The sequence below is a fragment of the Psychrobacter sp. M9-54-1 genome, assembly GCF_016613355.1.
GTDB lineage: Bacteria > Pseudomonadota > Gammaproteobacteria > Pseudomonadales > Moraxellaceae > Psychrobacter > Psychrobacter faecalis.
On the sequence record NZ_JADGFW010000007.1, the window covers coordinates 1 to 13434 of the forward strand.

The 13434-nt window shown below is 42.8% G+C and carries 10 protein-coding genes, 2 tRNA genes and 2 pseudogenes; 4 read left to right on the top strand and 10 right to left on the bottom strand.

Annotated elements, in window-relative coordinates:
* Positions 1–781: pseudogene (locus IQ457_RS04710) on the bottom strand (transposase); the annotation flags it as partial.
* Between the two features lie 143 nt (positions 782–924).
* On the opposite strand from IQ457_RS04710, the gene IQ457_RS04715 reads away from it, so the two are divergent.
* The 3 genes from IQ457_RS04715 to IQ457_RS04725 all read left to right on the top strand — a co-directional run bounded on the left by IQ457_RS04715 (position 925) and on the right by IQ457_RS04725 (position 3302).
* Complete coding sequence (locus IQ457_RS04715; RefSeq protein ID WP_200662287.1) at positions 925–1542, top strand: restriction endonuclease subunit S; 618 nt, start codon at positions 925–927, stop codon at positions 1540–1542.
* Positions 1543–1651: 109 nt separating this feature from the next.
* Positions 1652–2386 (top strand): hypothetical protein, encoded by a 735-nt coding sequence (locus IQ457_RS04720; protein ID WP_200662288.1) that lies wholly within the window; start codon positions 1652–1654, stop codon positions 2384–2386.
* Positions 2387–2453: 67 nt separating this feature from the next.
* Complete coding sequence (locus tag IQ457_RS04725) at positions 2454–3302, top strand: hypothetical protein (RefSeq protein ID WP_200662289.1); 849 nt, start codon at positions 2454–2456, stop codon at positions 3300–3302.
* A gap of 90 nt (positions 3303–3392) precedes the next feature.
* Here the strand turns inward: IQ457_RS04725 and IQ457_RS04730 are convergent, their stop codons facing one another.
* From IQ457_RS04730 to IQ457_RS04765, 9 genes are all read right to left on the bottom strand, one after another.
* Positions 3393–3986 carry a tyrosine-type recombinase/integrase gene (locus IQ457_RS04730; RefSeq protein ID WP_200662290.1) on the bottom strand — a complete coding sequence of 198 codons (594 nt, stop codon included), beginning with the start codon at positions 3984–3986 and terminating at the stop codon, positions 3393–3395.
* Between the two features lie 163 nt (positions 3987–4149).
* A tRNA-Leu gene (locus IQ457_RS04735) sits at positions 4150–4236 on the bottom strand.
* Positions 4237–4358: 122 nt separating this feature from the next.
* Positions 4359–4432 (bottom strand) — tRNA-Cys (locus IQ457_RS04740).
* Positions 4433–4650: 218 nt separating this feature from the next.
* Positions 4651–4785, bottom strand: coding sequence for a putative transporter small subunit (locus IQ457_RS13555; protein WP_223808464.1), 135 nt, complete (start codon positions 4783–4785; stop codon positions 4651–4653).
* 102 nt (positions 4786–4887) lie between these two features.
* Positions 4888–6534, bottom strand: coding sequence for a sodium:solute symporter family protein (locus IQ457_RS04745; protein WP_200662293.1), 1647 nt, complete (start codon positions 6532–6534; stop codon positions 4888–4890).
* A 900-nt stretch (positions 6535–7434) separates the two neighbouring features.
* Positions 7435–8484 (bottom strand): formate dehydrogenase accessory sulfurtransferase FdhD, encoded by a 1050-nt coding sequence (fdhD, locus tag IQ457_RS04750; protein WP_242465357.1) that lies wholly within the window; start codon positions 8482–8484, stop codon positions 7435–7437.
* A 36-nt stretch (positions 8485–8520) separates the two neighbouring features.
* On the bottom strand, positions 8521–10917 hold the full coding sequence (locus tag IQ457_RS04755; protein WP_200662291.1) for an FdhF/YdeP family oxidoreductase: 2397 nt from the start codon (positions 10915–10917) through the stop codon (positions 8521–8523).
* Between the two features lie 192 nt (positions 10918–11109).
* Positions 11110–11646 carry a hypothetical protein gene (locus IQ457_RS04760; protein WP_242465358.1) on the bottom strand — a complete coding sequence of 179 codons (537 nt, stop codon included), beginning with the start codon at positions 11644–11646 and terminating at the stop codon, positions 11110–11112.
* Entirely contained in the window at positions 11646–13088 is a 1443-nt protein-coding gene (locus IQ457_RS04765) for a cytochrome c (RefSeq protein WP_200662292.1), read from the bottom strand. The genes IQ457_RS04760 and IQ457_RS04765 overlap by 1 nt, the downstream gene beginning before the upstream one ends.
* 18 nt (positions 13089–13106) lie before the next feature.
* Between IQ457_RS04765 and IQ457_RS04770 the strand changes: the two are divergent.
* A pseudogene (locus IQ457_RS04770) lies at positions 13107–13434 on the top strand (IS982 family transposase); the annotation flags it as partial.

Here is a 13434-nt window from a genome sequence, read left to right on the forward strand (position 1 = left end):
TTATTAGGTGTCTTAAGTTTGGGAGGGTTACCGACCCACGACTCGTTAGGGCGCTTAGCGTCAAACTGCTGATCAAGCACGTTATCATAGACCAGTTTGTTATGATTAGAGTCAGTGGTGATTTTAAAGCGTTTGTGACGACGACATTTAATGCCAAACTCTTCTTTAATACGTCTGACCATGTATAGACTAATATCATCCCCTTGATCGCTTAGATAGGCATGCAGACGATCTATACCATAACGCTCTTTAGTTTCACTGTGTGCGGCTTTGGCTAGCAGCTCAGACTGGTTGCGATATATTTGTTGGTCACTGATATCACGACCTAGCCAGTCATAGTAGCTTGAGGGCTTAACCTGTAGTACGCGGCACATAGTGGTGATGCTAAAGAAGTGCTGGTTATCTTTGATAAAGGCGTACCTGACTAACTGTTTCTCGCGAAGTACGCCGTGGCCTCATTCGAGCATAGCTCTCATCTTGCGTCGGGGCGAAGCAGCGCTTCGCTTTATCCCTCCTCATTTAATATCTCTCGTTCCTCTTCGGCCACTTTAAGTTGCCGCTTGAGCTGCTTTATTTCCTGAATAGCTGCCATAAGCTCAGGATCATATTGTTCTGTGCCGATAAGTTTGCCTTGATTGGCTTTACTGTGCCAATTAGATAAGGTCTGCATGGCGATGCCAAGCTGCTTTGCGGTCGCTGAGATGTTGCCATTATTGTCTGCTATCTTCTTAACGGCTTCAGCTTTGAATTCTGCACTATAGGTTCTGATTTTCTTGGTCATGATAAACTCCGATTAATACGCTTAGTTTACCAAGTTTAGTTGTACGGTTTCTTCAGCATAGCTCACAGCGTAAAGCGATTGAGAAAAAAGACAATTCACATATTCAGCACTTATTCCCTAGTGAGTTTGAGTTTACAGAAGAAATGGGCTGGATTCCGAAGGGGTGGGAGGTTAAAAATAGTGGTGATTTATTTGACGTTAGAGATGGTACTCATGATTCACCAAAAAAATCTGATGAAGGTAAATATTTAATTACATCAAGACATATTACAAGTGGCGTTATAGATTATCCCAATGCATACCTTATCTCACAAGATGACTTTGATGAAGTCAATAAAAGAAGTCTAGTTGAAAGTTATGATATTTTGATAACAATGATTGGTACCGTAGGGGCTTCTATGCTTGTATTGCAAGATGAAATTGATTTTGCAATTAAGAATGTTGGTTTGTTTAAGACAAGCAATAATAAAAGTTATGCTGTTTTCTTTTATTTGTATTTGAACTCGAACTATATGACACAGTTTTTAGATTCTAGGCTCGCTGGAACAACTCAAAAATATCTAACGCTTAAAGTTTTGAGGGCTTTACCTGTAGTTACGCCTAATAATAAAATATTGAGTCATTTTGTTAATGAGATGTCACCAATTTTCAAAAAAGTCCACTCTAATCACGAGCAAATAGAGACTCTATCAAAACTTCGCGACACCCTTCTACCCAAGTTAATGTCAGGTGAATTACGCATTCCCGATGATATATTGTAGCGTGCTTAAATGTTATCTTACACAACTGAAAATATTGACAAAAGTTTAGTATAATATACTTTGTTCTACCATTAAAATAAATAATGATGACCTATAAAAAGGATCAAGTATGTTTGAGTCTTCCAAATCCACAAGAATGTTAAAAAAAATATTAAAACTCAGTAAACGTGGTAAACACGAGGCTGTCGTAAAATTGGCTGATGAGCTGTATGAACTATATTCTGACAGCGAAGATCAACAAAAACGTATTCACGCCAAAATTGGTTTGATAGCAAAAACACCAAGTTTGCTTATGCTTGAAAAGCACCATGATGCTGTCTTAAATTCTGACAGAATAATAAGTGTATTTACTGATGATGCTTTTATTGACGATATAGAAAATCAATATAGAGTTGGCTATCTCAGAGAGGCGAACTGGAATAAAGTAAAAGCACTTTTCAGTTTAGAAGAGTATGACAAAGCTGGTGTACTTATAGACTCAATTGTGGATGAGTACATTACTTACACCGACGATATTACAGAGTATCTAACTGCTAATATGCTATTAATAAAAGCTGATATTGTTAAAGTAAATAGTCAGGATATTAATGATAGATTGGCTGTGTTTAATAGAATCGTTAATCGCTACCATAGAAGTAACGACTTTGATGTTTTGGATCAAGTTATCGCTGCTCTTACCGAGATGATGATAATTTGTATTCAGCTTGATGACTATAAAAATGCGCTTGTCATCCGTCAAATAGCGCAACAACTTGTTGGTGCAGATCCTGTTAAGGTGCAAAGAATAGTTACTGGTACAGAACAGTTTAAAACGTATTTAGATGAAGTTAATGCCGAGCAGTAATTTTTTCTCATTATCTTAACTCACATAATGTGATGAATGCTTCATCTCAATATTAAGACCTAAAACTATGACAACTAAACGTTTAACCAGTCTCTCTCTTATCATAAGCCTATTACTCACGGCTACATCTACGGTAATGCTTACAACATCCGCAAACGCACAAATTCCTACTTTGCCACAAGAGCCAATTCCAGCAGATATTGCGAAAGCCATCAATAACGTCATGGCGGTCAGTTACGGCTCAGACTATGACAAACTGCGTGGCTGTACCCTTTATCATCGTAAAGAAACTTCTAATTATGATGGCAAGGAGTATGTATCTAAGGACAGCTATTGTATCGCTCCTATCAAATATCAAGTTGAAGACGTAAACGGTGAAACTCGGCTGTATCTGCTAGCCTCAGGCTACGTCTATGATGGCAAATCAGGTAACGCTTACCCCGGTATCGGTGGTCTATTTGAGCTGTATAAAATGGGCAGCTCTTGGGTCATGTCTGCCAGCGATCCCTTTATCTTTACAGGCGGTTCTGGGAGAAGCCAGCTCTATGATTTTTATCTGTCTCAAGTGGGCGATGACAAATACGCTTGGACAGGTAAGCACTGCGGCGGCAAAGGCGGACAAAGTGGCTGTCTATGGCTGATGTATGCTTCTGTAGACGGTAAGATAAAACCAGTGGCTGAGATAGAGGTTGATTATCATAATGAGATAGCAAGCAAATCTATCTATCATAAGGGCGAGGGGGATGTCAGTCATGAACGCCATAAGCCTATGACTGGCGGTTTTTATCCGCTGACGGTGACCATAAACAAAACTTCAGTCAACTATCGTACTGATAAAGAGATAGCGCCACGTACTAAGGATATCAATACTTATGCGTATCTCTCGTCCAAGCAGCAGTTTGAGTTGGTTAAATAGATGGGCTGCAATTTAACGCATCAAATAAATAAAAGGGACGTATAATTGAAATTCACCGAAGACAGACTTGAACAAGCCATTATCGAATTGCTAGCAGCAGAGGGCTATCCACATACCGTTGGCGAAGCGAGCGATACCTGCACAGCGTTCAGCCTTATCCGTAGGCTTGCCATCTTTATTCAAAGTCTTAGCTTGGATGTCCAAAAAAACCTCAAGCATTCTAGGAGAACTAATCTCGCTGATTGGCTCATTGCCAATGTAGGAGCATATTAGCTCTAACCAACCTTTCTTACGAATAAGGGTATTGCTCTTCTGAGTCTTATTTAGACTGTCAAAGTATTCCCAAGCAAAGTGATTAAAAGAGTTTTTAGTTTTACTAATAACACTTTTCTTTTCATCTTCGCGGTATGTTTTAGGGTCAACGCCTTTGCTCAGCAGATCTTCATAGTTACGCCAGATCTCACAGGCACGAGCGAACGAGACGTTTGGATACACACCAAGCGATATACGTTTATTTTTTGAATGAGTAGGAGACAGGTAGCGATAAACCCAAGACTTAGTACCGTTAGGTCTGACCATGAGATACAGCATGGGATAGTTTTTGACAGAGACTAGATATTCTTTGACATTAGCTTTATGACTGCTAATACTACGATCAGAGCTAATAGGCTTGCGTGCTTCCATGACTGACACCCCAATGTACATTTAAAAACCAGTGTACATAGTAGTGTACATCAGATGCATGGATTGGGATAGATAGAGCAGGACAGTATAAGACGTCAGATACAACAAATCCCCTGATATCAGGGGCTTTAGCTGTTCTATAAGATAGTATAGGACTATGTAATGGTACCCGGAGCCGGACTTGAACCGGCACGCTATTACTAGCGAGGGATTTTAAATCCCTTGTGTCTACCAATTTCACCACCCGGGCAAAACTTGTCTTATCTAAAAGTAAGCTTTCTACTTATTAGATAGTGGTCGCTATTATAAGCATTTCCATTAATAAAGCAAGCTAAAATTAACGTCATACTTATATATTTATAGCTAAATAATTGGAGGCTGAGGTCGGAATCGAACCGGCGTTAACGGAGTTGCAGTCCGCTGCATGACCACTCTGCCACCCAGCCAATCAAGGATGCCTATATTAGCAAAAATAATTTAAATTACAAGTCATTTTTTAACGAAACAGCGCTTATTTGCTAAGTTGCCGCTATTTAACCATAAATGAGGCATTATTTGAGCCTTAATAAGGTAAAAGGATAGCAAAATTGGTGCAAATGAAGTCATCGCCAAACCTAAATTCAGTGATGACTTGTTAAATATAACTATTTTAGTTTAACGCTTGCTAGACAATATCTTGATTATTACGTTTTGCTTTTTTGAAATCGCGATAAGTTGCGGTACAGATTAATGTCAGCACCCCAAGGGTAATCGCCGGCCAGACGAGGATATAAAATCCATAGATAAAGACGTTGTCCATGATGTCTCCTTATAGTGTTTATACAAATTTTTTGCTTACTAGACTTCAGTAAGAATGGCTAACCAAGCATTGGTTAACCATCAATGCCTAATAAGATTTTGCTTAAGTTTTTGGTAACGTTTTTGCTTGCGGCTGTTTATCGTAGTTGCCCACCCGCTGTTTAATGAGGTCAAAATCAAAATGCTCGTCACCCATAAGGCTGACAATCACGCAGACGATGGTACTGGCACCGTAAGCGGTCAAGGAGGCCAACAAGACCATATATTGGCGTAAAAAGCCGGTGGCAAAAATGAGCATCAGTACTAGCGTAATAGCGGCGGCGACCATACCGATTTTGCGTCCTAAAAAGCCAAAGACCATGAGTCCAATCACGACAGCAGCGCCAACACTGGCCAAAATCTCAAAGAATAGTGCGGTGAAGCCTTCAATGGGAATCAGATCAAAGCGTGCGACGCAAAATAATAACAACCCGACGATGACGGCTGAGGTAAAGGCCACATTGGTCACGCGATTCCAGAACACACTGGCAATCACAGGGAATACAATGGTGCCCCATAATGCACCAACGAAGACCAGCATGACTAATATATCAAGCTTAAAGCTAGCGAAAATCAATCCAGCAGCGGTGGCAATAATCATGGTTGAGCGTCCAACCAGCATCATGGTTTTTGGTTTTACACGCCCTTTAGCGATATTTTTGCCATAAACGTCCGCCATCATAATCGTTGATAGCGCCGATAAATCTGAGTCAGCGGTTGAGGATAATGAGCCAATGACCAAAATAAAGAACAAGGCAATAAATACCGGATGCAAATAAGTACTAACCATTTGCGGAATTAAGTTATTCATATTGCCATCGAGCGGTTCAATACCAATCGTCAAAGCCATCAAACCAATCATACCAAGACCAATGACGATGCCCGCGTAGCCGACCGTTGCAGTGACAAAAGTGGCTTTGATTTTGGTTTTATCAATGGCAAATAATCGCTGGGTAATGGTTTGGTTCCCGATGGCATAAGCCAATACCGCGACAAAATAAGGCGCCCCTTGCTGAAAAAAGGCTTCAGAAGAAAACAGGTTTTGCTGCTCTAAGGTTAAGTTTGATAAGCCACTGACCATGACCGAAGGTCCGCCCATGGCAAATAGCACCGCAGGGATGATAATGACTCCAATCGCCATCAAAGCAACCAATTGAGCAAAATCGGTAAATACTGACGCTCGAAATCCAGAGGTTAACGTATAGCTGAGTACTCCGACACCTGCGATAATGACGCCGGTCTGAAACGATAACGGTGATAATACTGATACCAAAGCACCAGCAGCGGTGAAGTTGACCATCAAGCTAATTAAGCTGCCCATAAGGTTAGATATGGCTAAAATTAATTGGCTTGATGATCCGTGGCGGGCGTGGATAAGTTCACCTAAGGTGTGTCCATTAGGAGCAAGTTCGCGAAAGCGCATGCCAAAAGGGTAGATGAATAAAATCATCAAAGCGCCCCAAAAACCATAATGTAGCGGTCCTGAAACGCCGTATTTATAACCGGAGGTTGCAGCCGCATAAAATGATGCTGCCCAAATCCAAGTCGCGGTCATACTCGCTGCGCCCATGCCGAAACCGACACCATGACCGGCAACCATAAATCCAGAAGTGGTTTCCTTATCTTTTTTAATCAATAAAGACAACAGATAAGTGCCGCCATAAAACCCTAATAAAAGTAAAATGATGGTGATTGATGAAAATTGGAACAATGACTCAGTTTTCAAATTCATACCTCGCAATTGTTTGAAGAATAAAGGTTTGCAATAAAAGTCATGCCACAAACTGTTAGGAATGTAATAGGACGCATTGGTTCTATTCGCTGCTTGTATACAGCGCACAAGCACGCAATGAGGCAAGCCAAACGCTCACGTTAAATGTGATGCCGCTTTTTTATTTAGCACAGTCCGTTAGACAAATATTTGCAAAAAAAATAGACTAAAACTTTGTCTTAGAAATAACGGCGGCAACTCTCAATAGGCGTCTGTTAATGGATTGACCATTACGCTGTCAAGTGAGGCTTACTCGATAGTAACGAGACGCTAAAAGACGCTTATTGGTTAAGCGTCTCTAGCAAAAATACGGATAAGCACTGAGCCTAAACTGCTTGGGCGGTGCTAGATAAGCTATGTATAGTAGCTGCGTTAAGCAATAGTTAGGATGGAGTTTTATCCTTTTATTGCTTATGAGCGAACATCCGTTGTCGTGATAATAAGTAAATTTTTATGGCAGTTGTTGCCAGTATTTACTCGTCATTGATAAATAAAACTACAGCGATGTTAAATTCTCGTAACATGTTTGTGCGGTAAGAGTAACCTATTCTGTCTGCTATCTCAAATTTTACCGCAGACTTTTTAGTCAGCCAGCATTAAGATAAACTAATAGATCGTCATTAAAATGGTTATAATAAGCAGAAGAGGTTAGGAGAAATTATGAAGTTTAAACAAATTTTCTTGTATCAAGGAAAGGATAACGATAAAGGCTAGGGCTCTTTTAGGAACTTACAGGGAGAGTTAAGTTGAAGTAAAAATAAGTAGAAAATAGTTATTGCTTAGCGGTTTAGTGATAGAGTTAAATGGTTATAAAAAAAGAGTCGCCGCTAGTTTGTCGGTTTAAGCATCCTCATAATTAGTATAATAAGTAACGCGGTCATCGCGTAAAAACCCCGCCAGTCCCAAACCATAGCGTTCAGCGACGCGTACCGCAGTACTGGTCGGTGCCGACATACCAACGAGCCAAGGAATGTGGCTACGAATGGATTTTTGTACCAGCTCAATAGACAATCGCGAGGTCATCACCACGCATGTCAGCTCGGTCTTGTTGCGCAATTGCCAACCGATGAGTTTATCAAGTGCGTTATGACGCCCGACGTCTTCAAATAAATACAAATCCTTGTCTTGCATGGTAGCGGCAGCATGTACCGCACCCGTGAGTTGATGGGTATGCTGGGCGGCGCCAATTTGCTGATGCATGTGTAGTAAATAATTAAGGCTGGGCACGGAGGATTCTGACTGTTTTTGTTGCAAGCCGGATGATAAATAATGACTTAAATCGGGAAGCGCTTGCGAAAGCCCGGTGATACCGCACATACCGCAGCCTGTACGTCCTGCTAGCTGTCGCTTCTGCGCTTGAATACGCTGATGACAGCGCTGATTTAGTACCAGCTCTACTACATATACATCATAGTCTTGCAACTGCGCTGAAAATTGCTCAAATGCCGTCTTTTCGTCAAGCAAGTCATCCGTTAAATTACTGGTGAACCTTCGATAACTGGCAATATTAGTCAGTTGCGTTACCTCCCAATCTAATAATTCATGACTATGATGAATTAATCCTTCGCTATATAAAAAGCCAATGGCAAGGTACTCAAGCTGATAGGGGCTTGCCATTAATATCGCATAGTGGATACCATTAATGACAATCGCAACCGCTGCCTCTACTGCCAGCAGCGCTGATTTGTTATCAACCTCTATTTCTGCATTTTTAGAAGAGACATTTGCTGTAGATAAATAAGCATGTTTTTGTGTTAAATGTAGGCGCGATAAAGGCACGGTCTGCATATCCATTATTGGCGCAGCAGCATGAACAGCATTGGTTTCTAAATCGGCCGCTGAGCCATTTAACCAAGGTTCTACTGCAACTACGTTATGTTTACTGACCATTATATTTTAACCATTACCTTTATCAAACCATCTTTGTTAAGCGCTGGCGGCTAGTGTGTTTTCAGTAACGCGCTGCAAAACAACGGTGACGGATTTATAAGAAGGCGTCCTTGAGTCTGGCGCGTGAGTGTCTAAGTCGATAAGGTCGTTACATTCAGGATAATAAGTCGCCACCGCATTGGCAGCGATATCCATCTCAGTCAGTATTAATGGACCTAAGGTGCGCTGTTCATGTTGACTGTCTTGACGCGATACCGTAACGCTATCGCCTTTTTGCCAACCTAAACGCTTGATTTCATCGGGATGCATAAATAACACGTCGCGGCGGTTGGTCTGGCGATAGCGGTCTTTAAACCCGAAAATCATGGTGTTAAATTGATCATGACTGCGGACACTGGTTAGCTGCCATACTTTTTGCTCAGCGCTTTGGGTTGGATTGTGATCGCTATTGCTTGGATGAATCTCGGGTTCATTATTTTTGCTATGGTCACTTTTAGCATTGTTATTTTTAGCATGGCTATGATAGCTTGATGTGGTTTCTGCCATCTGTGCTGCGACATAAGTAATCGGATATTGTGGGACTTCAAACTGCGCTTTGCCGCTATCGGTATTCCAAACGCGATGACGGGCAGGGTGGTATAAATGAAAACCGCGCTCGTTTTCACGAATACGATCGTTAAAATTCTCAAAGCCTTCAATAGCTTGAGCGATATAATTACGGATGATATCAAAGTCGCTGCTCATGGTTTGCCATGGAATAGACGAATCAGCGTCAAGCACGTGGGTTGCCATATCGGCCACAATTTGCGCTTCAGATTTTAAATTATCACTAATCGGCTCAATGCGACCGCGCGTAGGAACAATTTGGCACATAGAGTCTTCAATCGTCGCGAACTGCTCGCCTTTCGCCGTTACTAAGCGTTCGGTACGACTGATACAAGGTAAGATAAGGTTGTTTTTACCCGGATAGAGCATGGTTTCATTAAGTTTGGTGCCGATGGAAACATTGAGTTCGGTAGTGGTTAAGGCTGTTTGAATCGCACTTTTATCGGGCGCGGCAACGGCATAATTCCCACCCATACTGATAAAGGCTTTGAGCTTACCTTGCATCAATGCTTTTGCCCCAGCGATGACATCAAGCCCATCTTCTTGCGGCATAGGGCGCTTGAACACGCGCTCAAGGCTATCAAGTAAGCTCTGTTTAGGACGCTCATGGATACCCATGGTGCGATCGCCCTGCACATTGGAGTGACCGCGCACCGGTGAAGCGCCTGCGCCATCGACCCCAATCATACCCATGAGTAGCAGCAAATTGGTAATCATGGCGACGTTATCTTCGCCTTGGACATGTTGGGTAATACCCATGCCCCAGGTGCAAATCGTTGCTGGGCTATCAGCAACAAGTTTGGCAAGTTTAATAATGTCTGCTTTACTAATACCGCAGCCAAGCTCTACGTCTGCCCAAGACTGCTGGCGTAACCAAGTATCGAGCGCCTCATAACCTGATGTGTGCTGCTCAATAAAATCATTATCAATTTTGCCGTTTTTGGTCAGCCATTTGGCCAAGCCCGTCAATAAAGCAGTATCACCACCGATTTGAATTTGAATGACTTCATCAACCATTTCATCACTTTGCCCTGCGGCCATATGGGTAGGTTTTTGCGGATTTCTAAACTTGCTTAAACCTTGCTCACGCATCGGATTGATAGAGATAATTTTGCAGCCTTGCTTATGAGCGTGTGCCAGCATCTCAAGCATACGCGGATGATTGGTGGCAGGATTTTGCCCAAACAGCATAATCAGCTTCGCTTGCTCAAAATCTTCCAAAACCACCGTGGCTTTACCGACGCCTAACTGTTTGCCGAGCATCACTGAGGTTGGCTCGTGACACATATTTGAGCAATCTGGCAAATTATTGGTGCCAAAACAGCGTACGAACAATTGATACATAAAAGCAGGCTCGTTAGTGACGCGTCCTGAGGTGTAAAATAACGCTTCATCTGGCGAATCGAGGTTTTTTAACGTATCAGCAATACGCTCATACGCTGCCTGCCAAGAAATCGCCACATAGCGGTCTTGCTCTGCATCATAATATAACGGCTCTGATAAGCGCCCGCTGTGCTCAAGCTCGTAGCCTGACCAACCTTGTAATTCTTTGACGCTATGTTTGGCAAAAAATGCGGCATCGGCGCACCTACTCATCGTTTCACTAGCAATGACTTTAATACCCGTTTCACAGACATCAAGGCTTTTATGGGTCTTATGATCTGGCCATGCACAGCCCGGACAGTCAAAGCCGCCGTTGGGCTGGTTGCTATGCAAGATACTTATGCTGCCACGCAAAAAAGCCTTATAATCCATTAACTTACGAGTAGAAGCAACCAAAGCTGGCCAACCAGCAGCAGGGTGGGTATAAATAGGAATTTTACGCATGATAGACCTCATAAGCGAATGGCAATAAGTAAGTATGACTGTAATAAAAGTCATTGCCTTAAGCACTACTATATAATGGCTGACCAAAATTTTTTAGTCGCATTAACCAGAGATAACAAAAAACCTCAAAGCAATTCACGTGTTTGAGGTTTGTTTATCAATAAAATGAGCATTAATGTTGTATTGGCTTACTTAATAACGCGCGTCTTTGGGTTTTTTGCCATTAGGCCAATCGTTCACTTTACCAGCAAAGTCAGGACGCGGTTGATGGGTAAAAAATTCAGCGACATCGATGGCATCTTGATCACTGAGCACGTTGCCATGACCCCATAGACCTTTGGTTTGAATGCCCATTGGCATGGGGATTTTACCTTGCGAGATATGACAGCTATTACAGTTCATTTGCGCGCCGACGTGCTCGGGCAATAAGCGCTTGGTTTCGTTTAATAAGCGCTTACCATAAAATATCTCATCAGCGTTTGGCTCATCCAAGATAGACGTATCTTGCGGCAGCACATAAGTACCGATGTCTTCGTTGGCATCATCCGCGGTGACCAAGCTGTATTTAGGCGCGTTTTGTTCTACAGGCTCGGGCTGTGAGCAGCCACTACTGATAGCGACGATACTAAGCGCTGAAGCAGTCAGGGCAGCGGTGGTTAGTTTGCCCATTTTTATTTTGTCAGAGATAACGCTAACAATAGCAGGCAGGTTGTGTGGAGAGTTTTTCATTATTTTGCTCCTTTTGTTTGCGCATCAATACTTAAGTCTGGGGCGATATCGGTACTGGTTTTTGGTTTTTTGGCGAGGAAAGCGCGCATTTTTACCACATCATCGACACCAATTTCAGGCGCTTGGTTGGTCCAGCTATTACGTACATAGTTGACCACTTCTGCCACATCGGCATCACTTAAGTTAGTGAATTCAGGCATGGTAAAGGCCATGCGGTCGTGCGGAGTTTCTGGCATACGACCACCGCTCAAGGTGATTTGGAGTACCGAGTCGGCATTTTTCGCATATACCGCACTATTGCCATCAAGGGCTGGGAAGATACGCGTCACGCCTTTACCATCGGCACGGTGACAAACTTGGCAATACTCGGCGTACAAAATTGAGCCGCGCGAATCATAGTTGCCATCAAGCAGTTTTTGCGTGGTCATGTCTTTTTTCGCCGGCAAGGTTGTTTCTTTGTTTGGCGCTGGCGTTAAGGTTTTTAGATAAGATGACATGGCGTTGATATCATAGTCTGTCATATATTGCGTGCTGTGCTCGACCACTTCGGCCATGGCGCCAAAGGCCGCCGTGCTGTCCGTGCGACCGGTTTTAAAGAAATCATTTAATTCTGCAACGGTCCACGTAGCCAAACCGCGATGTTCACCGCGAATACTTTTGGCACGCCAGCCATCGATGACCGCACCGCTCAAATATTCTTCTGAGTCGGCATTGCTTAGGGCGATTTCTTGGAAACCGATACCGCGCTCAGTATGACAAGAGCCGCAGTGTCCAGGACCTTCTATTAGATACTGGCCACGGGTCAATAGCGCATCATCAGTTTCTGGCACAAAGTCACGTTTTGGGTCAAACAGTGCTTGCCAATAAGCCAGCGGCCAGCGCCAATTGGCTATTGGCGGCAACTCACTTTTTAAGTTGGCTTGCTTAACGGGTTTGACGTCAGACATAAAATAGGCGTACATCGCGGCCAAATCTTCCTCTGGCATGAGCTGATAAGACGGATAGGGCATGGCAGGATATAGCGCTTTATTATCACGGCGCACGCCATGCTTGACGGCATTTTTAAAGTCGGTAAAAGTATAATTACCAATACCGGTTTCTTTATCAGGGGTAATGTTGGTTGAATAAATGGCACCTAGCGGCGTCAGCATAGGCAGGCCGCCAGCATAAGTTTCACCGTCAAGCGTCGTATGGCAGGCGACACAGTCAGCAGTACGCGCGACGTATTGCCCTTGTTTAATAAGGACAGGGTCAGTGATATTGACCTCGATGTCACTACAGCCCGCCCTCCATAAGATATTTTTACTGAGCTTCTTATTCGTTATAAATATTCTATGAGGACTATTAGATAATCCTATGAAATATTTAAAAATTAAGCTTAGTAAATGAAAAGTTACAAGATTGTTATCTAACCCCAATTCGGGATAAGCGTTTACTACCATCACATGCTTGGCATGATGAAACGGGAGTTTCCAAACTTGCCCAGTTATTCACGGTTTATAGAGCTGATACCACGCAGTATCATGCCATTATGTGCCTACTTGCAAAGCATGATGGGCGACTGTACAGGTATCAGCTATATTGATTCAACCAAGATAGCAGTTTGTCATAACAAGCGTATCTACCGTCATAAAGTCTTTGAAGGACTGGCAACCCGAGGCAAAAGCAGCATGGGCTGGTTCTATGGCTTTAAGCTGCACGCCATTATCAATCATAAGGGCGAGCTTGTATCTGTTAAAGTCACTGCGGGTAATACGGATGACAGAGTGCCTGTTAAGGATATGGCAA

What these genes read in the sequence shown, in the direction of transcription:
- IQ457_RS04715 (WP_200662287.1), top strand. Translation starts at nt 925, where the DNA reads ATGGGCTGGATTCCGAAGGGGTGGGAGGTTAAAAATAGTGGTGATTTA.
- IQ457_RS04720 (WP_200662288.1), top strand. Translation starts at nt 1,652, where the DNA reads ATGTTTGAGTCTTCCAAATCCACAAGAATGTTAAAAAAAATATTAAAA.
- IQ457_RS04725 (WP_200662289.1), top strand. Translation starts at nt 2,454, where the DNA reads ATGACAACTAAACGTTTAACCAGTCTCTCTCTTATCATAAGCCTATTA.
- IQ457_RS04730 (WP_200662290.1), bottom strand. Translation starts at nt 3,986, where the DNA reads ATGGAAGCACGCAAGCCTATTAGCTCTGATCGTAGTATTAGCAGTCAT.
- IQ457_RS13555 (WP_223808464.1), bottom strand. Translation starts at nt 4,785, where the DNA reads ATGGACAACGTCTTTATCTATGGATTTTATATCCTCGTCTGGCCGGCG.
- fdhD (WP_242465357.1), bottom strand. Translation starts at nt 8,484, where the DNA reads ATGGTCAGTAAACATAACGTAGTTGCAGTAGAACCTTGGTTAAATGGC.
- IQ457_RS04755 (WP_200662291.1), bottom strand. Translation starts at nt 10,917, where the DNA reads ATGCGTAAAATTCCTATTTATACCCACCCTGCTGCTGGTTGGCCAGCT.
- IQ457_RS04760 (WP_242465358.1), bottom strand. Translation starts at nt 11,646, where the DNA reads ATGAAAAACTCTCCACACAACCTGCCTGCTATTGTTAGCGTTATCTCT.
- IQ457_RS04765 (WP_200662292.1), bottom strand. Translation starts at nt 13,088, where the DNA reads ATGGTAGTAAACGCTTATCCCGAATTGGGGTTAGATAACAATCTTGTA.